Source organism: Streptomyces sp. NPDC053560 (assembly GCF_044544605.1).
Lineage (GTDB): Bacteria > Actinomycetota > Actinomycetes > Streptomycetales > Streptomycetaceae > Streptomyces.
This window is the reverse complement of the sequence record NZ_JBITXI010000005.1, coordinates 15,794-38,948: the sequence shown is the minus strand read 5'-3', so window position 1 is coordinate 38,948 and position 23,155 is coordinate 15,794. Positions and strand designations below refer to the sequence as shown.

At 70.9% G+C, this 23,155-nt stretch carries 27 protein-coding genes; 24 read left to right on the top strand and 3 right to left on the bottom strand.

Features of this window, described 5'->3' with window-relative positions:
• The first annotated feature begins 5 nt into the window (after positions 1–5).
• The 22 genes from ACIGQF_RS12680 (at position 6) to ACIGQF_RS12575 (ending at position 19,726) form a co-directional block, all read left to right on the top strand.
• The gene (locus tag ACIGQF_RS12680) at positions 6–848 is read left to right on the top strand and encodes a cupin (protein ID WP_399708805.1); all 843 of its coding nucleotides are present in this window, start codon (positions 6–8) and stop codon (positions 846–848) included.
• A 22-nt stretch (positions 849–870) separates the two neighbouring features.
• On the top strand, positions 871–1,362 hold the full coding sequence (locus ACIGQF_RS12675; RefSeq protein WP_399710118.1) for a C2H2-type zinc finger protein: 492 nt from the start codon (positions 871–873) through the stop codon (positions 1,360–1,362).
• A gap of 30 nt (positions 1,363–1,392) precedes the next feature.
• Positions 1,393–3,363: a glycosyltransferase gene (locus tag ACIGQF_RS12670; RefSeq protein WP_399708802.1), complete on the top strand. Its 1,971-nt coding sequence runs from the start codon at positions 1,393–1,395 to the stop codon at positions 3,361–3,363.
• Between the two features lie 107 nt (positions 3,364–3,470).
• Entirely contained in the window at positions 3,471–4,163 is a 693-nt protein-coding gene (locus ACIGQF_RS12665) for a hypothetical protein (RefSeq protein ID WP_399708800.1), read from the top strand.
• Between the two features lie 12 nt (positions 4,164–4,175).
• Positions 4,176–4,883: a hypothetical protein gene (locus ACIGQF_RS12660; protein ID WP_399708797.1), complete on the top strand. Its 708-nt coding sequence runs from the start codon at positions 4,176–4,178 to the stop codon at positions 4,881–4,883.
• Positions 4,883–5,710, top strand: a complete 828-nt coding sequence (locus tag ACIGQF_RS12655) for a hypothetical protein (RefSeq protein ID WP_399708794.1) — start codon at positions 4,883–4,885, stop codon at positions 5,708–5,710. The genes ACIGQF_RS12660 and ACIGQF_RS12655 overlap by 1 nt, the downstream gene beginning before the upstream one ends.
• 12 nt (positions 5,711–5,722) lie before the next feature.
• A complete protein-coding gene (locus ACIGQF_RS12650) occupies positions 5,723–6,313 on the top strand; it encodes a hypothetical protein (protein WP_399708791.1) in 591 nt (196 codons plus the stop codon).
• Positions 6,310–6,687: a hypothetical protein gene (locus ACIGQF_RS12645; RefSeq protein ID WP_399708788.1), complete on the top strand. Its 378-nt coding sequence runs from the start codon at positions 6,310–6,312 to the stop codon at positions 6,685–6,687. Before ACIGQF_RS12650 ends, ACIGQF_RS12645 begins: the two co-directional genes overlap by 4 nt.
• Before the next feature lie 82 nt (positions 6,688–6,769).
• Complete coding sequence (locus ACIGQF_RS12640; RefSeq protein ID WP_399708785.1) at positions 6,770–7,312, top strand: hypothetical protein; 543 nt, start codon at positions 6,770–6,772, stop codon at positions 7,310–7,312.
• 5 nt (positions 7,313–7,317) lie between these two features.
• A complete protein-coding gene (locus ACIGQF_RS12635) occupies positions 7,318–7,530 on the top strand; it encodes a hypothetical protein (protein WP_399708782.1) in 213 nt (70 codons plus the stop codon).
• Positions 7,531–7,631: 101 nt separating this feature from the next.
• Entirely contained in the window at positions 7,632–10,871 is a 3,240-nt protein-coding gene (locus ACIGQF_RS12630) for a hypothetical protein (protein WP_399708780.1), read from the top strand.
• A gap of 2 nt (positions 10,872–10,873) precedes the next feature.
• Positions 10,874–12,307 carry a hypothetical protein gene (locus ACIGQF_RS12625; RefSeq protein WP_399708778.1) on the top strand — a complete coding sequence of 478 codons (1,434 nt, stop codon included), beginning with the start codon at positions 10,874–10,876 and terminating at the stop codon, positions 12,305–12,307.
• Positions 12,308–12,378: 71 nt separating this feature from the next.
• Entirely contained in the window at positions 12,379–13,449 is a 1,071-nt protein-coding gene (locus ACIGQF_RS12620) for a hypothetical protein (RefSeq protein ID WP_399708775.1), read from the top strand.
• Positions 13,449–13,904: a hypothetical protein gene (locus ACIGQF_RS12615; RefSeq protein ID WP_399708772.1), complete on the top strand. Its 456-nt coding sequence runs from the start codon at positions 13,449–13,451 to the stop codon at positions 13,902–13,904. Before ACIGQF_RS12620 ends, ACIGQF_RS12615 begins: the two co-directional genes overlap by 1 nt.
• A gap of 70 nt (positions 13,905–13,974) precedes the next feature.
• Positions 13,975–14,694, top strand: coding sequence for a hypothetical protein (locus ACIGQF_RS12610; protein WP_399708769.1), 720 nt, complete (start codon positions 13,975–13,977; stop codon positions 14,692–14,694).
• A gap of 33 nt (positions 14,695–14,727) precedes the next feature.
• Positions 14,728–17,010, top strand: coding sequence for a right-handed parallel beta-helix repeat-containing protein (locus ACIGQF_RS12605; protein WP_399708766.1), 2,283 nt, complete (start codon positions 14,728–14,730; stop codon positions 17,008–17,010).
• Between the two features lie 27 nt (positions 17,011–17,037).
• Positions 17,038–17,538, top strand: coding sequence for a hypothetical protein (locus ACIGQF_RS12600; protein WP_399708764.1), 501 nt, complete (start codon positions 17,038–17,040; stop codon positions 17,536–17,538).
• Between the two features lie 29 nt (positions 17,539–17,567).
• Positions 17,568–17,837, top strand: a complete 270-nt coding sequence (locus ACIGQF_RS12595) for a hypothetical protein (RefSeq protein WP_399708761.1) — start codon at positions 17,568–17,570, stop codon at positions 17,835–17,837.
• Entirely contained in the window at positions 17,834–18,772 is a 939-nt protein-coding gene (locus ACIGQF_RS12590) for a peptidoglycan-binding protein (RefSeq protein ID WP_399708758.1), read from the top strand. Before ACIGQF_RS12595 ends, ACIGQF_RS12590 begins: the two co-directional genes overlap by 4 nt.
• Positions 18,773–18,807: 35 nt before the next feature.
• Entirely contained in the window at positions 18,808–19,068 is a 261-nt protein-coding gene (locus ACIGQF_RS12585; RefSeq protein WP_399708756.1) for a holin, read from the top strand.
• Entirely contained in the window at positions 19,068–19,472 is a 405-nt protein-coding gene (locus tag ACIGQF_RS12580) for a hypothetical protein (protein ID WP_399708753.1), read from the top strand. The genes ACIGQF_RS12585 and ACIGQF_RS12580 overlap by 1 nt, the downstream gene beginning before the upstream one ends.
• Positions 19,463–19,726, top strand: coding sequence for a hypothetical protein (locus ACIGQF_RS12575; RefSeq protein ID WP_399708750.1), 264 nt, complete (start codon positions 19,463–19,465; stop codon positions 19,724–19,726). Before ACIGQF_RS12580 ends, ACIGQF_RS12575 begins: the two co-directional genes overlap by 10 nt.
• A gap of 241 nt (positions 19,727–19,967) precedes the next feature.
• On the opposite strand, the gene ACIGQF_RS12570 is transcribed toward ACIGQF_RS12575, so the two are convergent.
• The 3 genes from ACIGQF_RS12570 to ACIGQF_RS12560 are packed head-to-tail and all read right to left on the bottom strand — an operon-like array spanning position 19,968 to position 22,127.
• Positions 19,968–20,234 (bottom strand): hypothetical protein, encoded by a 267-nt coding sequence (locus tag ACIGQF_RS12570; protein WP_399708747.1) that lies wholly within the window; start codon positions 20,232–20,234, stop codon positions 19,968–19,970.
• A 59-nt stretch (positions 20,235–20,293) separates the two neighbouring features.
• On the bottom strand, positions 20,294–20,854 hold the full coding sequence (locus ACIGQF_RS12565; protein WP_399708744.1) for a GNAT family N-acetyltransferase: 561 nt from the start codon (positions 20,852–20,854) through the stop codon (positions 20,294–20,296).
• A 16-nt stretch (positions 20,855–20,870) separates the two neighbouring features.
• On the bottom strand, positions 20,871–22,127 hold the full coding sequence (locus tag ACIGQF_RS12560; RefSeq protein ID WP_399708741.1) for a Tat pathway signal protein: 1,257 nt from the start codon (positions 22,125–22,127) through the stop codon (positions 20,871–20,873).
• 164 nt (positions 22,128–22,291) lie between these two features.
• Between ACIGQF_RS12560 and ACIGQF_RS12555 the strand changes: the two genes are divergently transcribed.
• Positions 22,292–22,705: an ATP-binding protein gene (locus ACIGQF_RS12555; protein WP_399708738.1), complete on the top strand. Its 414-nt coding sequence runs from the start codon at positions 22,292–22,294 to the stop codon at positions 22,703–22,705.
• Positions 22,706–22,903: 198 nt separating this feature from the next.
• A complete protein-coding gene (locus ACIGQF_RS12550; protein ID WP_399708734.1) occupies positions 22,904–23,098 on the top strand; it encodes a hypothetical protein in 195 nt (64 codons plus the stop codon).
• Positions 23,099–23,155 lie beyond the last annotated feature (57 nt).

Here is a 23,155-nt window from a genome sequence, read left to right as displayed (position 1 = left end):
GAGCGATGGCCGCAGGCATGCGGGCATACGTGGAGGCGATCGGCGGCAGGCCACTGCCGCACGGCATCCTCGGCGCGCCCTGCACGGACGTGCGGGACGTCTCCGACGAACACGAGCTGCTGGGCGTGGAATGGCTGGCGCTCGGCTGCTGCCCCGTCGAATCGTGGACAGACCCTTGCGTCGACGACGAGTCGCCCGGAGACGAGTCGCCCGGTCCTCCGCCCGAGAAGGAGTTCTGCCGCCCCCAGACCGAGCACGCCTCACCGATCACCCTTTATGCCGGGACCGAATGCTCCACGATCGGCTGGTCCTACGACGAGGCCCGGCGCCACGCTGAGGCCACTCTCGCGCTGGGTGAACAGCGCGGCTTGGAGTCCGCGTTCTGGCGGACCACACTGACCGCCGACGCCGTCGACGTCACTCCGCAGGCTGGGCCGGTGAGCCTTGGGGAAGGGGTCGCCGCACTTGAGGGCTGTCTCGCGGAGACGTACGGCGGCGTCGGCACCCTGCACGTCCCGACGGGTGCGGCGGCACTGCTGGGCTGCTGCTCCATCGCGGCCGAGGACCCGAGCGGCGCCCTGCGGACCCTCGCCGGGAACTGCGTCGTTATCGGCGCCGGATACAGCGCGGAGAACACCGGCCCCGGCGGAACACCCGCCGACCCGGGCACGGCCTGGCTTTACATCACCGGCCCGCTCACCATCCGCCGCGGCCCCGCCACCACCATTCCCGACCGGGCCGGCCCCTCCGTCAACACCCGAACCAACGACCGCAGAGTGCTGGTCGAGCGCACGTACGTCGTCGGCACCACATGCACCGTGTGCGCCGTCAACGTTGCGCTGAGCTGAGGAGCCTGAACCCGTGACCGACATGATCCACGTAGAGCCCGCCCGAGAGTCGCGTATCGCGCTGGCTCGGTGGGCAGTCGCCCAGACGCCGAAAGTCGGCACCGCCGGCCCCAACACGTTCGCCGTCCCTGCCGACTTGTTCACGCACATGCCGGAGGCGCTGCTGATCGGCGCGCGGGTCGACGGCCACCGCTACGTGTCGCCCGACGAGGACGCATCGGCCTCGGCCGGTGAGGGGGCGGCCGAGGCCGAGCTGACGGGCGTTGCCCGCCCCGAAGGGCTTGTCGCCTCCACCCCCGGAGAGGCGACGTCCGATGCCCCGGAGGGGCCGGACGGCCCGGAGACCACGCCGCCCGCAGCAGTCGACAGCGGGCAAGAGACCCCGGCCTTGGAGTCCGGCTCGGCGCCCGACGACGACGGGGAGTACCGGTGCGACATCTGCGGCCGGCCCTTCGCCAGCGAGCGGGGCCGCACCACCCACATCCGGCGAGCCCACCCGGACGGTGAGCGGTGAGACCGGACCGGTTGCTTGAGTAGGCCCGGGATGCGAGTCCTGGCCTTCGTGCCCCTGTACGAGCAGGTGGCCACGGCCGGGGCCTACATCACCACCCGCGAGTACGTTCGGGGCCTGGCTGCGGCCGGTCACACCGTCACCGTGGTGACTACCGTCCGCCGGCCCGGGGAGCCCCACGTCGAGGACGGCGTGCAGGTGTGGCCGCTGCGAGACTGGCGGCGTGCCGTGCAGGTGGCGCGGCCCGAGCTGGTCATCTCCCATCACGCCGACCGGAACGCCGCGCGGATCGTGCCGCAGGTGAGATGCCCGCACCTGCTGATGGTGCACGGCATGTCGCCGAACCGGGCTCTGGCCGCCCCGCAGTTGGCGTGGTTCCCCTCCCAGGCGTGCCGCCGCCACTACGCGGGCTACCACGGCCGGGCGCTGATCCTCCCGCCGCCCATCGACCCCCGCCGCTACCGCACCACCCCAGGGGATTTGGTGACGCTCAGCGGCGCCACGGCGGCCAAGGGCGCAGACGTACTCGCCGAGGTCGCCGCCCGGATGCCTGACACCCGATTCCAGATGGTGAAAGTCCTCGACCGCGGCCAGGTGGCGCAGCCGTCGAACGTGGAGGTCGTCGACCGGTGCGAGCCCCGGACCATCTACGCGCGCACCCGCATTCTGCTGATGCCGTCGCAGGGGGAGTCCTACGGGCGGGTCGGCATCGAGGCCATGCTGTCGGGAATCCCGGTGATTGCCGCGCCTCTGCCCGGGATGCGGGAGGCGTTCGGGGACGCGGCCACCTACGTCCCCCGCAACGATCCCGCCCGCTGGGTGCAGGAGATCGAGCGCCTGTCTGATCCGGTGGTTTACGAGGCGGCGTCGGCTGCCGCCCGCACCCACGCGGACGGCCTGGACTTCGAGGGAAACCAGCGTGCGTTCGAGAACGTCTGCCTGGAACTCGTGCGCAACGGGCCCGCCCAAGCCCCGGTCCGCCGCCGACCGGCCGCCAGCCCGATGCGAAGCAGGAGGGCGCAGGTCGTGGCGTGGGTGCATTTCGGGGTGCCCTACCGCTGCGCCGGGTCGGAGACGATGCTGCACGCCATGATGCGGGCCGTGAAGGACACCGGCCTGGATGTGTTGGTGATCTGCTCTGCCATGCCCGAAGCGCCGGTGTCCTGGACCGTGGACGGCGTCCCGTACGAGTCGCTGGAGCCCCGCGCCGCACGGGCCCTGATCCGCTCGATCCGGCCGCGGGCCATCGTCACGCACCACGACTTCGCAGCCCGCGCTATCGACCTGTCCAAGGCGCTGCGGTGCAAGTCGGTGCTGCTGGTCCACTCCGATCTCGACGTCGCCGGCCGTACCCTCGCCCGCCAGCCGGACATGGCCGTCTACAACAGCCACTGGGTCCGCGACTCGCTGACGTCCCGCTACCCGGTGGCGCGCCGTATCCGGTCGCTGGTCGTCCACCCGCCGGTGGCCCCCGAAGACCACCGGACGCCGGGCGAAGGCAGGCACGTGACGCTGGTGAACCTCAACCGAGACAAGGGCGTCGAGACCTGGCACGCCGCCGCATCACGCCTGCCCGGCCTGCCGTTCCTCGGAGTGACGGGCGCCCACGGCCCGCAGATCCTCGACGCGGCACCGCAGAACGCGCAGATCATCCCGCAGACGTCCGACATGCGGGCCGATGTGTGGGCGCGGACGCGACTGCTGATGGTGCCCAGCGTCTACGAGTCGTACGGCATGGCCGCTGTGGAGGCACTGGCGTCGGGCATCCCCGTCCTGGCCCACCCCACGCCCGGCCTGAAAGAAGCCCTCGGCGACGCCGGAACGTTCATCGACCGTGCCGACGTCCCCGCCTGGGTGGCAGCGATCCGCCGCCTGTACCCCCGCGGCGGCCGGCGCGAGGCCGCATCAGCGGCGGCCCTGGCGCGCAGCGCGATCCTCGCCGACCAGGCCACCACAGAGACGAAAGAGTGGACGGAGGCCGTGCGAATCCTGGCGCGGGCCTGAGCGGCGCCCCGCGCCGCCCGGCGGCAGGCCCCGGGGCGCAGCTAGACTCCTGGTAGCCGCTGGTTATGGGCCGGGCCGACACCACCTCGTGTGTTGGAGGCCCCGGGATGTCCTGCCCCCTCATTGCCAACGCTGACGTCATCCGCGTCACCCGCCTCGATACCTGTGGCCGGCCCGTCGCAGGAGAAGACAACGGATTCGTCTTCGACTGCTTCGCCACGCTCGCCATGAACCCGAACGTGGAGGAAGGCGAGGACGTCACCTACACCGCCGCGAACGGCCGCCAGTGCGGCTTCAAGCGGGGCTGCCCGCAGTTCAACGGCTACGACGTGGAGCTGAACTTCTTCTCCGTCAGCCCCGAGTTCATCGAGATCGCCACTGGCAACCCCGTCGTCTACGACTACGCGGGCACCCCGGTCGGGCATGACGACTGCTCGCTCAAGTGCAACTCCGGGTTCGCCATCGAGATGTGGGCCGAGGTGCTGGGGGAGGACGTGTGCGACCCGGATGGCGGCGACGGCGCGTGGATCTACTTCCTGATGCCGTGGGTGACGAACGGCCTGCTCGGAGACATGGAGATCGGCGCTGAGGCGGTCTCCCTCGTCCTCAACGGCGCGACCCGCGCCGGCGGCGGCTGGGGCACCGGCCCGTACAACGTCGTCGCGACCGACGCGGCGGGCACGCCCGGGCCGCTCCTCACACCGCTCGGCCCGACCTGCCACCGCCGCACGCTGGTCACCACCGTCGCGCCGCCCGAGCCGGTGTGCGAGTACACCCCGGTCCTGGCCATGGCCTCTTGACGGGCCACAGGCATGGACGCGCCCGACCTGGTCGTGCCCGTACGGACGGGACGGGCCAACGCCCAGCTCCGATACGCGTTGCGGAGCTGGGCGGCCAACCTCCCGCACCGGAACGTGTGGATCGTGGGCTACCGGCCGCCGTGGCTTCGGGACGTGCAGCACATCGAGACCAGCCAGCACGGCACGAAGTACCAGAACACCACCGCGGCGGTGAAGGCAGCCTGCCAACACCCGGCCGTCTCGCGGACGTTCGTGCTCTGCAACGACGACATGTTCGTTATGGCGCCGCAGCCCGACGGCATGCCCGTGCGGCACCGTGGCCCGATCTCCGATGTCGAGACGTACTACGTGGCCCGCGCCTCGGGCCGGTACCTGGACGGCATGCGCGCAACACGTGACCTGCTCGTCTCCCTCGGACACGAGAGGCCGCTGTCGTACGAGCTGCACGTGCCGATGCCTGTCGAGAAGGACGGAATGCTCAAGGCGCTCGATGTCGGCCGGCACCTGGACGTCGTCCATAAGCGCTCCCTGTACGGCAATCTCGCAGGCATCGGAGGGGAGGAGATGCGCGACGTGAAGATCCTCAAGCGGTCCCCGCAATTCGACCGGGCGTCGCCGTTCCTGTCGACGATGCCCGACTCCTTCGCCAACGGGCACGTCGGCGCTCACATCCGCCGCGCGTTCCCCGACGCGTGCCGCTACGAGGCAGGAGGACACTGATGCAGCCCAGCCCGTGCGACCCGTGGGAAGTCGACCTGTCCTGCTGCGACCTGCCCGAAGGCACCGGGCAAGACGTCATCGACCGGTGGGCGCACGTCGCGACGATCATCCTGTGGGGGCTGTCCGGACGCCGGTGGGGGCCGTCGTGCCCGGTGATCGTACGGCCCTGCCTCCGCTCCTGCCTCGACCCGTACCCGTACACCGTCCGCTGGGGCACCGCCGGCCCGTGGGTGCCGTACATCGGCCTGGACGGGGCCTGGCGCAACGCGGCGGTATGCGGCTGCCGAACGGACTGCTCGTGCACCGAGCTGTGCGAAGTGGCCTTGCCCGGCCCCGTCTACGACATCCAGTCCGTCGACGTCGACGGCGAGACGCTGCCCGCCCCTGACCCGGAGAACGACGTGATCGGCGCGTACCGCGTCGACGCCCCGAACCGGCTGGTGCGCACCGACGGCAACTGCTGGCCCGACTGCCAGGACATGGCCGCCCCGCCCGGCACCCCGGGCACCTTCACCGTCACATACCGGACTGGGCTCCAGCTCGACAAGGCCGCGGTCGCCGCCGTCTCCGAGCTGACGTGCCACTACATCAAGGGATGCGGACCCGGCACCTCGTGCGGCTGCAAGACCAACCGGAACGTGTCCAGGGTCAGCCGACAAGGCTTCGACGTGGAGCTGTCCGACCCGACCGTCATCTACAGCGAAGGCCGCACCGGGCTGCCGCTCGCGGACGCCTGGCTCGCCACCGTGAATCCGCACCGTCTCGCCTCGGCGAGCAGGGTCTACAGCCCGGACTACCGGCGCCCGCGCGTGACGACCTGGCCGTAAGGAGACCCGGAGATGCCGCTGAGGGCGCTGGACCTGCACGACCTGACTGAATCGGTGCTGGGCTGTGTGTGCGCCGCACTCCAGGACACCGCCCGCCAGGTCGACGGGCAGCCGGGATGCCCGTGCCGTACGTGCGTCGTACCCGGAGCCGTCGCGTGGGACTGGTGCGACGACCCGTGCAGCGGCGACGGCAGCGGCGGGCAGCTCTCCGTCAACGTCCTGCGCATGTGGCCATCGAACCCGTTCCCCAACGAGGACCGCACGGTCATGGGTACCCGGAACTGCATGCCGGCCCCGGTGACCGCCGCAGAGCTCGCCGTGACCCTGCTGCGCTGTGCCCCCACCCCCGACGACCAGGGATGCCCCCCGTCGTGCGATGAGCTGGACACCGCGGCCCGCATCACGCACGTCGACGCGGTGACGGTCTACAACGCGCTGTACTGCTGCCTGCCGGGCACCTCAACCCGTCGGAGGGGCCGGCAGTTCGTCATCGGCCAACAGCGCCTCGTCGGCCCCCAAGGTGGCTGCGTCGGCGTCGAGCAGCGCGTCACCGTCGCACTGCCCGGCTGCGCGCCGTGCCCGACTGAGGAGACGTCACTGTGAGCGTGGAAGTACGTCTCGACCAGGGCCGTTTGGCGCGGATGCTGCGCGCTCGTGGCGGACTCGCCGAACGCGCCCTGGCCCGGCGCACCGGCCGCGTCGCGGACATCGCCCGCCGCGAGGCGCCCGGCAGCATGGGCGCCTACATCGACTGGAAAGTGGTGTCCGAGCCCACGGGACTGCGGGGCGTCATCACCTGCGACCACCCCGCGGTGAACTACGTCCTCGAGGGCACCCGGCCGCACATCATCCGGCCACGACGCAAGAAGGCACTGCGGTTCGACGTCGGCGGCCAGACGGTGTTCGCGAAGGTCGTCCACCACCCCGGGACGAAGCCGAACAACTTCCTCGGACGGGCACTTCGCGCGGGCCGCTGACTGGTCCCGGCGACCGCGTACCCTGCCGGTGCGCCGCTGGTTGTGGGCCGGGCGCCCGCTTGAGCACGTCAGGAGCCACGTCGTGAGCCAGAGCCGCACCTTCACGCTGAACACCGAGCCGCACGTCGCCACGGTGGGGGAGACGCAACTCCTCTTCCAGCCCGAGGTGATGGGTGATGAATTCCTCGACGCCTACGAGGCGTTGCAGGAGTCGCAGAAGCGTCTCGGCGTCGACGTGAACAACCTCGCCGCCGCCGACCCCGAGGCGCTGCGGGCAGTCGTGCGGGCGCTGCGGCTGTTCCTCGCGCGGCTGATGCTGCCGGAGTCCGCCGAGACCTTCGCCCGGTGGGAAGTCCGCAAGGACGGCGAGACCGTCAGCGCCCACGGCACCCCGGAGAAGGCGGAGGAGGCTGCCGCGAAGGTGGAAGGCACGGTGAAGGACGTCGGTATGCGCCTCCCGGACCGGGTCCTCGTCGAACTGCTGGAGTGGGCCGTCGAGCTGTATGGGGGCGGGCAGCGCCCTACTGGGTTGTCCAACGCCTCTGCGCCAGCGTCGCCGCCTCCTGGGACTCGTGGGAGGGCGGTCTCGCCCTCCAAGGCGTCGACCCGCGCACGTGGACGCTGAGGACGATGCTCAACGCCGCTGAGGCGTCGATGGACGCCGCAGCGGAGGACGACGCGGAACGCCGCCGCAACAAGGCCAAGCTGTATGCCCCGCCGAAGGGGGAGAGGAGCCGCGACCGGCGCGGCCGGCCTCCCGGCATGCGCATGGACCGGGCTTCGGCGCAGGCCCTCGCCGCGCAGTTCGCGGCCGAGGACGCGCGGCTCGGTGCAGGTTCGTAGCGGCTAACCTGTGGCGTACGCGCCTTCGTGCCAGCACGAGGCCGGGGGCGTAGCCGCTGGTTTTGGGCCGGGCAACAACCACACCCTGTGGGGGTTGCCCGGTGGCCGGCGAAGACGTCGATTACGGGTCGGCGCGCATCACGATCGACCTCGATGACCGTGACGCGGCATCCGACTCCCGGCAGGTCGCCACCCGTATCCAGAACACCCTGGACCGGGGCACGCGGAACGTCGGCGTGCAGATCCGGCGGAACATCCAGCGCGGCCTGAACGCCGCGGCCGTCACCGTCCGCGTCACCCCCAACTTGCGCCGGTTCGACGCCGCGCTGCTGAACGGGCTGCGGAGCCTGACCAGCATCAATATCCCCGTCGCCCCGGACCTGACGGGCTTCGTCGAGCGGGTGCGGGCAGTCTTGGCGGGAGTCGAGATCCCGGTCCGGGTGATTCCGGACCTTGATGGTCTGGATGCCCGTATCCGGGCGCACCGGCTCCCGCCGGTCCGGCTCGACATCGACACGCACCGGCTGTCCCGCTCTCTGCGCCGCCTCGGCAACATCGTCGGCAACATCACCGGGGCGCTGTCGGGCCTGCTCGCTTTCGGCGCTGTGGGTATCGCCGCCGCCGGTGCTGCATCGTCGGTCGGCGCTCTCGTGGCGGCGCTGGCACCGGCGGCCGGGATCATCGCCGCAGTCCCCGCAGCCGCCGGCGCCGCTGCCGTCGGGCTCGGCACGCTGCGCCTGGCCGTGTTCGGCGTCGGCGACGCCCTCACCGCCGCATTCGGCGACGACGCCGCCAAGTTCCAGGAAGCGTTGGAGAAGCTGGCCCCGGCCGCGCAGAAGGCCGTCACGGCGGTACGGGCACTCGCCCCCCAGCTCAAGGAAGTTCAGCAGGGCGTACAGCAGGCGTTCTTCGCGCAGTTCGCCACCGAAGTCAGCGGGGCGATCAAAAACCTGCTGCCGCTGCAATCCGGCCTGGAACGTGTCGCGACCGGCTTCGGCAAGGCGGCGGCCGAGGGGCTGCGGTTCCTCCAGACCCGCGAGGCGCTGGCCTCTATGCGCACGATCATTGGCGGCACGTCGTCCGCCGTGGCAGGACTGGCGCAGGGTGTACGGCCGCTCGCGGCGGGCTTCCTCAGCGTCGCCGCCGCCGTGTCGCAGGCGTTCGGCGCACAGGTCGGGCAGTCCATCGGCCAGGCCGCCGCCCAGCTCGGCGCGTTCCTCACCCGCATCGCGGAGAGTGGGCAGGCCGTGGCGTGGGTGCGTACCGCGGTGGGCGTCTTCCAGCAACTCGGCGCGATCGCCGCCAACGTCGGCAGCATCATCGCCGGGGTGTTCCGCGCCGCGAACGGCGCCGGGGGCGGGCTGCTCGGCAATCTCCAGCAGATCACCGCCAGCTTCCGGGAGTTCGTCAACAGCGCGGCGGGCCAGGAGGCCATCGGGAACATCTTCCGCACCATCGGCACAATCGCTGCCCAGCTCGGCCCGATCCTCGCCGCGATCGTCACCCAGGTCGGTGCCATCGCCCCGGCACTGATGCCCGTCTTCACGGCGCTCGGCCCCGCCATCACCGGCCTGATCAATGCGCTCGGCCCAGCCCTCGCAGCGCTCGCCCCGAGCCTCGCCACCGTCGCCCAGGCCCTCGCGCAAGCCTTCGCCGCGATTGGCCCCGCCCTCGGCCCGCTCGGCGCCGCGATCGGCTCCGTCATCTCCGCTCTGGCCCCGATCCTGCCGCTCGTCGGGCAGCTCGTCGCCACCGTCGCGACGATGCTCGCGCCGGTCCTACAGAACCTGGCGTTGCTCTTCGCCCCGATCATCAGCGCGTTGGCCGGCGCCCTGATGCCGGTCCTGCCGCTGATCGCGAAGGCGTTCACGATGCTCGTCGCGGCCATGGCGCCACTCGCAGCCGGCGTCGGCCAGGCCGTCGGACAGCTCATCGCCGCACTCGCGCCGGTCCTGGCGACCCTCGCCGGGGTCCTGGTGCGCGTCGCCGCGGCCCTGGTGCCCGTCGTGACGACCCTCGTCAACGCGCTGCTGCCGGTGCTGCCTCCGATCGTCCAGGCGTTTAGCGCGATCGTGCAGGCGCTCGTGCCGCTGCTGCCTCCGATCGCGCAGTTGATCGCGGCGGTAGCGCCGCTGGTGGCGTTGGTGATTCAGCTCGTCGCGCCGGTCATCCAGATCGCTGCCGCGTTCGCGTCCTGGCTGACCATCAACGCGATCGTGCCGGTCATCACGGCGATCGTCTCCGTGTTGACGACGCTGGTGTCCGGCCTGGCGTCGGCGATCACGTTCATCACGCAGCTCCCGAGCATGATCATGACAGGTTTGTCGACGCTCGGAACGATGATCGCGACGTTCTTCACGAACCTCGTGACGACCATCGGCACGTGGATCACCACCGCGTTCACCGCCGTCGTGGGCTTCTTCACCGCGTTGCCAGGGCAGATCATGTCGGCGCTGGCCGCGATTCCCGGGCTCCTCGTCGACCTGTTCGTCAACGCCATGGCGGCCCTGGGCATCGTGCTGCTCACCGCCCTGGCCGGGATCATCGCCCTGTTCACGGTGCTGCCCGGCAAGATTTGGGCCGCGTTGTCCTCGCTGGGCTCGACCATCGCGAACGCGTTCTCGAGCGCCGCCGCGTGGGCCCGCGGCGTGATCGCCTCGTTCATCGCCTCGGCGTACACGTTCTTCGCGACGCTGCCCGGGCGCATCGGGGCGGCCCTGTCCGCGCTGCCCGGACGCATCAGCGCCTTGTTCCGGTCGGCCGGCTCGACTGCCATGGCCGCAGCCCGCTCGTTCGGGTCGTCGGTGGCGAACTTCTTCTCCAGCCTCCCGGGCCGCATCGCGTCCGGCCTCTCCTCTATCGGCTCGAAAATCGCGGGTGTCTTCAAGAGCGCGTACGGGTCGGCGAGGTCGGCGGTCTCCTCGCTCATCTCGTCGATCGTGAGCCTGTTCTCCAGCCTCCCCGGGAAGATCGTCTCCTCGCTGGGGAACATCGGTAGCCGCATCGTCTCCAAGATCAAGAGCGGGTTGCCGGGGTCGGTGCGCAGCGTGCTGCCGTTCGCCGAGGGCGGGATCGTGCGCGCTCCGGTGATGGGACTGGTCGGCGAGGCCGGACCGGAGGTCATCATCCCGCTGACGAAGCCGGCCCGCGCCCGCCAACTCGCGGAGCAGTCGGGCCTCGTCGACATGCTCGCCGCCGCCGGAAGCGGCGGCAGCGGCGGCGAGAGAGCCGCCGCATCGGCCGTCCCGGCGCCGGTGTTCCACATTTACGAGGCGGGCGACGCATTGATGACCGCGCACCGCGTCGCGTCCCGGCTCGCCACCGCGGCAGGAGTGATCTGAGCATGGCCATGGACGGCTACCTGGCTCTCGGCGGCGTCGAGATCACCAACGAGGCCAGGATCGCGACCTACTTGGAGACGGTCGGCTCACCGCTCACCGAGCCCGGCAACTGCCACTGCCCGACGTTCACGGCCGAGACAGTCGGCGACGAGCCGTACAGCACCCCGGAGGAGGACAACGCCCCCTGGTACGACCCCGACGTCCCCGAGAGCGCGGACTTCGCGGGCTTCCGCGTCCTGTCGGTCGAGGGCCTAGACGACTACCCGGTACGGCGCACCACGACGAACGCGGTGACGGGCGGGGCCGCCCTCGGCCCGGCCAGCGTCATGCCGCGCACCATCACCATCACCGGCATCCTGCTCGGTGCGACGTGCTGCGCCGTGGAGTACGGGCTGCACTGGCTGTCGGAGGCGATGACCGGCTGCACCGGTACCGCTTGTGAGGGCGACTGCCTGACCCTGTTCAACTGCTGCCCGAGCGAGGAGCAGACACCGGAGGCGTTCCGGGCGCGGCACCTGCGCACCGTCCGCCGCGTCGCCCTCACCCAGGGGCCGACCGTGACGGCCCGTCGCGGCAACGGCTGCTCCTCCGGGGCCTGTTCATCGGGCGCGGACGTCCTCACCGTCGAGATCGTGCTCACGGCGGGCACGCCGTGGCTGTGGACCGACCCGACACCGATCCTCGAAGTGCCCCTGCCGGACGACGACAGCGACACGTGCGTGACGTGGTGCGTGCACGGCCAGCCGCCGCTGCTGCGCTGCGTCGACGTCGCCGAAACCTGCACTGCGGCGGCCGTCTCCGCCCCGGTCGTCGACGACGCCGCCGCGTGCACCGGCCTGCTCTGGCCCGTGGTGGAGATGCCGCCGGAGTCCTGCGACGGAACCTGCCGGTTCGCGCCGTGCGAGGACCCCATGGCCCGCTGTACCGATCCCCTGTGCGCCCCACCCGTGCCGCCCACCCCGGCCACGCTGGACACCTGCTACTGCCTGCCTCTGGCCGTCGAACGGGTCTGCTACGACATGGACCTGTCCGACCGGCCGGGCTGGTCCGTCGACGTGCCGATGATCACCCTCCGGGCCGGACGTGAAGACCTGCGGAACGTGACGATCACGTTCTACGAGCGGCCGATCGGCGGTGACGCTCTCACCTGCGAAGAAGTCGCTGATTTCGCCCGCTGCTACCCGCACTCGCAGTACCACGTGGCCTATGTCCCGGCCAGCGGCGTCGTCACCCTCGACGGGCAGACCGGCCAATCCGTCGTCCAGTGCGGCGCCGACTGCGAGACGTCCCGCGACGTGTACGGGCTCGACGGCGCCCCCGCGACGTACGAGCCGTTCAACTGCGCGGACTACTGCGTGTGCATCGAGACCGACGTGATGAACCCCCCGGCGCCGAATGCGCTGCTGAGCCTGGGCGTCTCCGGCCGGGGCTACTGACCGGGCTGCGGCTACGCTGAGCGTCCGCTGCTGGTTGTGGGCCGGGCGCCTGTTGCTGCATGAGGAGCCTCATGGCCGTCGCGGGCTGCGGCACCCACACCGCGCTGATCACCGACCGAGACGGTGCGTCCGTCTCCCCGGTGCAGACCCTCACCGACGTCGAGTGGACACGCGTCCTGGACGACACCAGCACGGCGAGAATCGTCGTCAACCCCGACGGCGACTGCTGCGAACGGCTCGGCCAGGTCCGCGCCTGGCGGCACTTCCTGAACATCTGGCGCGGCCGAGACCCGGTCTGGTCCGGACCGATCCTCCAAGCCGAATGGTCGCGCGGGCAGATGGAAGTGTGGGCGGCCGACGTCCTCGCGGTCCTGGACCGCCGCGTCCCGCACGCCGACATCGCCTTCGGCGACACCGACCTGGTGAACGTCGCCAAGTGGCTGATCACCGACGGGTTCGCGCCCGACGACCCGGGCCACAGCATCGAGATCATCGCCAAGACCGGTGTGCGCGGCGGACGGGAGTACCGGCGCAACATCGGGCAGACCGGAGACCACCTGCGGGACCTGGCGGAAAATGGGCTCGACTACACCGCGGTGGGCTCCCGCATCCTGCTGCTCCCCGAGACGCACCCCGTGACCGTAGGCCGCCTCACGGACGCCGACCTGCCGGAAGGGATGACCGTCGCCGAGGACGGCACGGCGTTGGCTACAAGGTGGATCGTCGCCGGGAAGGAAGACGCCGACGAGGGCGACGTCGTCGGCGACGCCGGCGGGCCGGACCCGTACTACGGGCTCGTCGAAAGGTATGTGGAGCAGACCACCATCACGACCAGCCTGGCGGCCCGGTCGGCCGCCGCGTCCCGGCTGCGGGCCTCCCTGCCGGTGCCCGTCGTCGTCGACACCCAGCAGGTTGCCATCTCACCCGAAGCGGCTGTGCAGATCCCCACCCTGGTGCCCGGCTGGTGCCTGGACGTCACCACGCGGGCCACCTGCCGCCCCCTCTCCCAACGCCTCAAGATCACAGGAGTGAAGGTGTCGGAGACCGCCGGCACCGACGCGACTCCGGGCAGCGAAAGCGTGCAGGTGCAAGTGGCCGCGACCGGAGCGGAGTCCGCAACCAACACGCTGGGGGTGGCGTGATGGCACTGCGCGGATCAGCGACACGGCGGTCACTCGGCTCGCCGATGGTGAGCCTCCTGCGCGACATCGACCGCCGGACACGCACGACGACCAGGCGAGCACGACCGGCCGCCCAGCCGAAACCTCCGAGCGGCGGCGACACCGAAGCAGAGACGCCGCCCCCGGCACCCGCACCGCCCACCCCGGCCGCGGCCGTCCTGGAGACCGGCAACGACGGCCGTGCCCGCTGGCACTTCCCGACGCCGTTCACTCGGCCGCCCGCCATTACCGCGCTGCCCGTCGACCCCCATCCGGAAGACGACACCAGCACGGTCGTGGCGACGCTGGAGACCGTCAGCGACACGTACGCGGAGCTGCGGGTGTGGCGCACCCGCCCGCTGCCCCATGGCGGCGCTGTCGAGCCCGCAGGGCCAGGCGTCTGCTTGCACGTCACGGCGACGTCGACGACGGCCTGACCGGCTACCCTGCGGGTGTGCCGCTGGTTGTGGGCCGGGCCGCGCCAACCTCACCGTGTAGGGGATCGCCGTGGCCAGCGTGTGCGTGTGCTCGGACTACTTCCAGGTCAACGACGACGGAGAACTGTGCCTCAAGCCAGGCACGATGGGCCTGCGGCAAGTCCTGTTCTACAAGGACCCAGGGACCTTCCAGTTCGAGAAGGCCGACTATCCGTGGCTGGCGCGGGTGCAGGTCCAGGTTCAAGGCGGCGGCGGAGGCTCAGCCGGGGCAGACGCGGCATCGAACGAGTGCATCGTGCGGCCCGGCGCCGCCGGCGGCGGCTGGTCGCAGGCGCTGATTGAAGTGGCGGCCTTGGGCACAGTCGAGACCATCGTCGTCGGCGCGGGGGGAACCGGCGGATCGGGTAACGGCGGCGGAGGCACCGGCGGCATGTCGTCATTCGGAGGGTTCGCGACGGCGTCCGGAGGTGAAGGCTCGACGGCCGCGCAAAGTTCCGGAACGCTCCCCGACGCCGTGCAGGGCACCACCGGCCCGCTCGCCGGGACCGGCGCGTACGCGAGCGGCGGCGGCGCCGGAGGGGGCGGCATTCGCCTCTCCGGCACGAACGGGCTCTCTGGAGCTGGAGGCGAGTCCCGTCTCGGGCACGGCGGAGTGCCCCGCTCCACCGAAGGCGTCGGAACGACGCCGCGCGGATACGGCGGCGGAGCGGCAGGCGCCCTGTCGTACGGCGGCGGATTCGACGGCCAGACGGGCGGCTCCGGCATCGTCGTCATCGAGCTGTACGGCTGAGGTGTCCGGACGCCCTGCTCTCGTGTCCGGACAGTGTCCGCGCAGGCCGGACACGGCGCGGCCGGTGCGCCCGCTGCCGTGTCCGGACACCTCGCGCCCTGTCCGGACAGCCGCCTGGTGCCGCCTGGCGGCCACCGCCCCGGCGTAGACTCGTGGGCGCTGCTGGTTGTGGGCCGGGCCGAGAACACCCCGCGAGAGGTGGACATGGCCCGCTGCGGATGCACCGGCGACACCGCGACGACCATCGTCGTCACCGAAGACTCGGAGTGCATTGCCCATTCCGGGAACGGCACCGTCACCAGTCCGCTGTCGTCCATCCCGATCATCGAGCCGAGCACGGACAACCTGATCGAGTGCCTGGAGACAGGGCTGTTCGTGCCCAACCGCGGCGTGTGGACACCGCAGGACTTCGGGCCGACCGGCACCACCGATGACGCCCCGGTCATCCAGGCCGCGCTGACCGCCGCGAGGGATGCCGGCGGCGGCACCGTCTACATTCCGCCGGGCATCTACCGTCTGGCGACGCTGCCGCTGCGCATCTACGGGCGGACCCGCCTGACCCTCGCGCAGGGCGCCATCATCCGCCGCGCCGCCGACGGCACGATGCTCCTCAACGGCGACAGTGGCCAGGTCATGCCGGGCTACAGCGGCCACGGCGACATCCTCATCGAGGGTGGGCAGTGGGACAGCAACGCCAGCTCCTACCCGACCTCGGCGATGTGCATGTCCTTTGGGCACGCCACCAACCTCGTCATCCGCGACACCACCATCCGGGACGTCGCGGGCTACCACGGGATCGAGATCAACGCCATCAAGACGTGCGTGATCAGCAACGTCCACGGGCGCGGATACCGCGACCCGGGAGACCGCCCGTTCTCCGAGTTCATCCAGCCTGACCTGGCGAAAGGTGTCGCATATTTCGGTGGCTTCGGCCCGTATGACGACACCCCGGTGCTGGACCTGCTGGTGACGGGCTGCTCCACCGGCCCAAGCGGCACCCCGGGCACGACGGCCTGGCCGCGCGGTATCGGCTCGCACTCCGCGTCGCCGAACCGGCCCCACCGCGACATCCGCGTCCTGGGCTGCCGCTTCGACGGCTGCGCACAGTGGGCCATCGGCGCCTACACCTGGGAGTCCGTGATCCTCTCGGACATCCAGATGCGTTCGTGCGGCGGCGGCATCTGGGTGCGGACACTCAACTCGGCGACGGCCAGCCACCGCACACCGGCAGGCGGCACCGATCCGACCATCACCGGCAGCCAGCCCCTCGCGGGCATCGTCGTCGACGACGTCACCATGGACGGCGGAGGCTCGTACGGGGCCGCGCTGGAACTCGAAGGGGAGGACACCGGCTTCCTCCAGGATGTCGCCGTGGGTCGCATCGTCACCCGCGGCACGGCGGGAAACGCGGTGCGCATGGTGTCCGTTGAGGACTACCGGCTGCACAGCGTCATCGCGCACACGACCGGCGCCACAGCCATCAGCACCCTCGGCACGCGGCGCGGCCACATCGACGACTGCCACGTCAACGGCACCGCGGGCGCCGGCATCACGCTGGACTCCCGCAGCACCGCGGCAGCCTCCGCGACCGACGTCACCGTGGGCCGCTGCTCGGTAACCGGCGCAGCAGCCAACGGCATCCACGTGTGGGCGGGCGTCGACATCACGATCGACGCGTGCGAGCTGTACGCCGTCACCGGCTACGGCGTGCAGGTCTCCACCAACACAGACCGGATCACCGTGCGGGACACCCGCACCCGGGCCACGACGCTCACCCCGATCAACTTCACGTCGACAGTCACCAACGCCGCCCGCTCCGGCAACTCCAGCGACGCGCCCGGCGCCACGACGACCGGCACCGCCGCCAACACCACCACCGAAACGGTCGTCGCGAGCTGGCTGATCCCGGCCGGTGACGCCCTTCCCGGCACCGGCTACCGATTCTCCGCGCACGGCCAGGCGTCGACGACCGGCACTCCGACGCTGACGCTCCGCGTCCGCCTCGGCGGCGCAGGCGGCACGGTCGTTGCCGCGTTCGCGGCCGTCACGACGTCCTCCGCGATCAGCAACCGCGGCTGGCAGGTGACCGGCGTACTCCACGCCATCGCGCCCGGCTCGTCCGGCACTTGGTCCGGCGGGGCGGAGCTGTGGCACCACCTGGCCAGCACCACCGGCGCCACGGCGCAGGACGTAACCGACGGGTCGATCACGCGGGACAGCACCGCGGACCAGGCGCTCGTCGTCACCGCCCAGTGGTCGGCCGCCTCCGCCTCCAACACGACGCAGGCTCTCGCCGCCAGCCTGCTCCGCACCTGACCCGGTCACCGCAGAAAGGACGCCCACGTGACTACCCCGACGCCCACCACCAAGGCACAGGTGTGTTCGCTCAAGCGCGACACCCCGCAGCTCATCGAGCCGGGCCCCTACCAGATCGTCAGGTTCCCGTTCGGAACGCTGGAGTCGTCGGACGCCTACGAGATGCACCAGGTGCAGCAGCAGGACGGCTACACGATCGCCTCGTGGGACGGCGATGACCGCTCCGGTCTGATCTGGCCGAGCCGCGCGGGCTGGGGCCACCTCTACGCCATGATCCAGTGGGAGAGCGGGGACTACACCGAGCTGCGTGACCAGTTCGTGCGTGACCCGCTCCATTTCGGCTCCGACCCGGAGAACACCACGGCCACGGACCACCGGCCCGCATCCGTCGGGATGCAGTGCTTCACCAAGAGCCACGGCATCTTCGTCGACCCGGCCGTGCCCCTCGCGCTGCGCGTGACGCACAACGACACCGTCGCGCGGAACCTCGTCCTCGCCGAGCTCAAGCTCGTCATCTACGACGCCTAGGAGGCGTGATGGTCCCTCAACCACCGAGCGTGGGACGCATCGTGCACTACGTCTCGCACGGCACCCCGCCGCGCGAGGACGGAAGCCAGGCGTACCAGTCGCAGGACCGTGCCGCCATCATCACCACGGTGCACGGCACCGTCGAGCCAGGCCCCGACGACCCCGCCGGCACACCCATGTGGGAAGTCGGTCTCGCTGTGCTCAACCCCGAAGGTCTCTTCTTCAACCAGCGGGTAGTGCAGGACGAGACTGGCACCGGGCCCGGCACCTGGCACTGGCCGGTGCGGGTGATGTCGTGAGGCTCGTCGACCGCCGCGCCTGGGGCGCGTCCGCCACCTCCCCCGCCGCATACCTCCCGTCCGCGCGGGGGGTGAAGGTGCACTACTTGGGCAGCGCTTACCCCTCCCGGAAGCATTCGCTGTGTGACGACTATGTGCGTTCCATCCAGGCGGCGCACCTGGCCAACACCCGCGAGGGATACGTCGACATCGCGTACAACGCCGTGGTGTGCGAACACGGCTACGTGTACGAAGGGCGGGGCCTGCACAAGCGGACCGGCGCGAACGGCAACGCCGAGTTGAACGGGCGGGACTACGCGGTGTGCGCCCTCCTCGGATCGAGCGGCCTCACCGAACCGCCGGACGCCATGCTCAACGGCCTGCTGGACGCGATCGAATGGCTCCGCGCGAACGGCGCTGCCGGCGACTGGATCGGCGGCCACAAGGACGGCTACGCGACGGCATGCCCGGGAGCTGTGCTGTACGCGTGGGTGCAGGCGGGGGCGCCCCGCCCCGGGGGGGCCAGCGGCGACGGCGAGGACACCCACACGGTGCGCGCCGGCGACACCCTGTCCGGCATCGCCCGCCGCCTCGATCTCGACTGGCGGGAGCTCGCGAAGGTCAACGGGCTCACCGAGCCGTACACGATCTACGTCGGGCAGGTGCTCGACCTGCCCGAACTCGGCGGCGGCAGGCCCGCCCCGCCGTACCCGGGCCGGTCCGCGTTCGTCCTCGGCCGCCGCCACCAGGCGGTGACCGAGCTGGACCGGCAACTCGTCCGTCTCGGCTTCACCCGCCACCACGACGGCAACGGCTACCAGCCGGGGCCGCTGTTCACGGCCTACACCCGGCGGAACATCAGCGACTTCCAGCGCTCCCGGCCGGAGCTGTCCAACGACCCCGACGGATACCCCGGGCCGGTCACGTGGGAGTTGGCCCACATGCTGTCGGGCTGACCGGCCGGCCAAGCCCCCGACGTAGAGGAGTTGCCATGCCCGTGAACACCGACGAGATCGAGGTGAAGGTGCAGGCGGCGACCGGCGTCGCCGCCCTCCTGGCGGTCATCGTGACCGTGCTCAACGCGGTCGCCGAGTCGCCCTTGCTCGGCTCCCTGCCCGGCTGGCTGCAAGGAATCATCCTGCTCCTCGGCCCGCCCGTGGCGACGTTCTACGCAGGCTGGAAGGCCCGCCACACCCCCCGCGGATCGGAGCCGGCGCCGCCGCCCACCACCGGCCCGGACGGGCTCCTGTAGTGCCCAGGCTGGGGCGCCGTGGCGCGTTCCTGCTCACCCTCGGCGCCGCGTGGGTGGGCTACGGCTACGGCATCGCGTCCGACCCCCGGTACGGCACGGCGCGGGGCCTGTCGCACATCACGAAGTACGTGCCGCTGGAAAACCTCGGCTGGGGCTGGGTCGCCTGCGGCGTCCTGGCCGTCGCCAGCGCCCTGGCCGGCCTGCGATGGCAACCGCTCGGCTTCGCCGCGATCGGCCTCCCGGCGGGGCTGTGGGGCGCGGCGTTCACCGTGACGTGGGCCAGCGGCGGCTACCCGTCCGCGTGGGGCTCAGCCGCCGCCTGGTGCGGCTTCGCCCTCAGCATCGTGTGGGTTTCGGGCATGCAAGAACGCCCCCGGACCAATGAGGTGACGAGATGGACGTAGGGGCGCTCGCAGCGGCCGGAGTGGCCCTGTTCGTCGGGCTGCTGTCCTTCTCGCAGAACCGGGCCAGCAACAGGCGGGACGACTTCACCGTCATCGCCGCGAGGCTTGACCGGGAGCTGGCCACCGAACGGTTGCAGCGGCGGCTGCTCAGCAGTTACGTGATGGACCTGCTGCGCTGGGGCCGCCGGATCGCGCCGCCCGACGACCCGGTTCCGGACCCGCCCGACGACCTGGACCTCAGCCCGTGGGCGTGACCGCGCCTGTGCGGCCTGCGCCGCCCTGATCCGGGTGTCCCGCTCCACGGCTCCGGGAGCGGGACACCCAGTCACCCGTTCGGGGGGTCTGGCTGGAGTGCATGCGTGCAAGCCGCGCGCCGATGCACACTGAGATTACGGCCTGCACCAGTGGCTAGAGAAGGACAGGCTGCCGCATCCCCCACGCGGCCCGCAGCGTGCCCGACCGCGCGTCCCCCTGCGCGGTCGGGCACGGCATTGTTCAGGCGACGACGTCGAAGGGGGCCGTAGAGTGGCTGGCATCCATGCAAGTCGCTGTTGCTTGTGCGCTCTGGCATGGCGCCCCATCCTCGGCCTCGGAACCCGGGTGGGGCGCCGCTGCTGGGGGAGCGGCGTTCCACAGGACGAGGAGCCGCGCGTATTCCTCGGCGCGGGCCTGGTCTTCGGGCCGGGTCATGAGGTCGCGGATGCGGGCGTTGATGGTGTCGCGGGCAGCCGTCACCGGCACATCAGGCTCGGGCGAGGTCACCCCAGAACAGTACGGCCGACCGCCGACACCGGTATGCGGCCGTAGGGATCTGCTGTGGTTCAGGCGGCGTTCGCGGTCAGGGGGCGGACCATCGTGGCGTAGACCGGCGAGTCGGCGAACGGACGCTGATCGCCGATGTTCTCGTAGCCCCAGCTCTCGTAGAGCCGTTGCACCTTCGGGTGGGTGGGCTCGACGAGCAGCGTGACGCGCTCCTCGGTGCGGGTTCTCAGCAGCTCCTCGTGGATGCGCTCGGCAAGGCCGGTGCCCCTCCACGGCCTGCGCACCATCAGCTCGAACAGCGCCAGCGTCCGCTTCCCGTCCTCCCGTGCTTCCTCCTCCGGCAGAGGGTCGAGCATGCCGCGCCACCAGCCCGATCCTTCCGGCAGGGTCGCCGCGTACGCGTACCCGGCGGCCTGGCCGCCGTCGTAGGCGACGACTGCTTCCCACCCGGACCGTGAGGCGTGCGAGTTGAGGCGCTGGGTGAAGCGGTCGATGCTGAAAAACGGGTCGGAGAGCTGGTCCTCGTAGACCTCGCCGTACAGGGCTACGAGCGTCGGGCGGATCGCGTCGAGCTGGTCTTCGCCGTAGCGGATCAGCTCTGGCGCAGTCTGGGCAGGCAAGTTGGGCTCCTCGGGGTCAGACGGCTCGGGACCGTAGGTTCCATTCGCGGGTGATAGCGGCTCCGGGGGCGCGCATGTTCAGCGCGGAGGAGAAGTTGCCGAGCAGTTTGGGCACGCGGCCGGTTGCTCCGGCGCCTGGCGGGGGCATGACGCTGGTCGCCGTGTGGCACGCCTGCTCCATGTCGCCCTGGTTGAGCTGTGCGATGGCGAGTTGCGCCGTGTAGTACGCCCGGTTGCGGTGCTGGTCGGGGCGCAGAGCCGATAGGCAGCGGTGCGCGTAGGACTCGGCCTTGTCGGCGTCGCCGAGGCGGGAGTGCGCGATGCCAGTGAGGCCGGCGAGCTCTCCGCCGGTGTAGAACGCCATGCTCGGGGGGCGGGTCCGGTCATCAGCACGGTCGAAGGAGTCGGCGGCACGGTCCAGGGCTTGCAGAGTGCGACGGCGGTCGCCTGCGTTGGACGCGGCGAGGGCGATATGGGCGTGACTGAGTGAGGCGTACATGGGGTCGCTGCGGTGCGCCCACGTAGCTGCTGCGGCCTCGGCGGCGGCCATCTGGTCGACGTGACGGCCGCGCTGCCCCGCCACCATCGCGGCGTAGCGCCACGTCTGGTGCTGGACCTGTCCGTCACCGGACAGGCCGGCCAGAGTGACGGCCTGCTCCAGGTAGCGCTGTGCGTCGGCGAGTCGGCCGGTATCCACGGCGCACCACATGGCCATGGCGGTAGCGGATGCGGCGAGGCCGTACAGACGGCCGCGGATGCGCTGGGTCGCGGACCCGTTCTGCTGGAGACCCAGCGTGTGCTGGACGAGTCTGTTCGCCCGCTCCTCCAGGCTGCGGTCTCCGCCTTGCTGGTCGTCGAGCAGCCAAAGCTTCCTCAACTCGGCGCGGACACGGTTCACGTCGCCGGTGCCGACCGTGGGGCGGGCACCTGCGCTGGTGGCAGCGACGGCCGCCCCAGTGGCGGCGACGTTGAGAAAGCGACGACGAAGCACAGGGTCCTCCTGCTGGGTGGCTGTTCCGGTGTTGCGCCCCCGCGGTGCGAAGCCGAGTTCTTCCGGGCGGCGTCCCGTGACGGAATGTAGCGCTTGGCGCGTAGCAGCTTGGGGCCACTTGATCTCGCACGCCAGCCACCGGAACACCGTCCGCTCGCAGGTCTTGCCAGGTCTTCCCGTGAGCTCAAGTAACGCCTTGTTGACCAGGTCGGAAAGGCCCTGCGCTGTGACTTCGTGCTCATCCATCCAGTCCTGGAGAGCCTGGTTCTTCGCATCGGCCATGCCGTCACGGTAAAGCGATCACAGCTACACGGAAAGTAAAGCACGGGTCAATTCGCCAGGGTCCACGCAAGCAGAGTGCGGGCACTTCGTCATACCGAAGCAGCGGTACCGCCCAGTTAGGTAAGGCACACAGCAAGTGCTGGCCCGCCTCGGAGGCACCCGTCATGTCCACACGAACTGAGCCCTCAGCGACCGGAAGTCCTGCGTACAGCGAGATGCTGCCCCGCGTCCCCGAGTCGGCCGCGGAGGCACGGCGCCTTGTGACCTCGGCGCTGCGTGTGTGGCACCTGGAAGCCGCAGAGTTCCCGGCGCAGATCGTGATAAGCGAGCTGTTCAACAACACCGTGCAGCACGCCCGACTCGACCGTGTGCGGGTGACCATCTCCCGCGTGGACACGCACCTGGTGCGCCTCGCGGTCATCGACCGCTCCCACGCCATGCCCGAGGCCCGAGAAGCGGGCCTCGACGAGGAGAACGGGCGCGGCCTGGAACTCGTGGCAGCGCTGACAAAGGAGTGGGGTACCGACCTGCTGCGCTGGGGGAAACGCGTGTGGGCAGACCTGGAGTGCGAGCCGTGACGCGGGATCAGCGCAACCAGGTCCTCTACGTCCTGACGTTGCTGACGCTGCTGGGCAGCCTCATCTACGGCGTCGGCGGCGAGCCGTGAAAACTCCCGTCGCCGAGCGGGTCGGGCGTCAAGCCGGCGACGGGCGTCAGGGCTCCGGCCGTGCCTCCTTCCCCCGGGGAGGGCGGCCGGAGCTCCCGACGGGGACACGATGCCCGAGGTGAAAACCCGGTGGGTGGACGGCGAGTGCTGGCTGTGCGACCAGGACGGGCCAGTCGTCTGGATCGGCCCCGTGACGACGATATTCGGCACCTGCCCGATGTTCGCCTGCCAGCTCTGCATCGAGCGCCTGGAGGCGCGAGTGCGCCGACACAACAGAGAGCAGGACAACGCGCCTCCCACCTGAACCCCGCGTCCCGGCCGTGCAGCGCAAGGGCGCACCGCCGGGACGCGGCTCCACCCC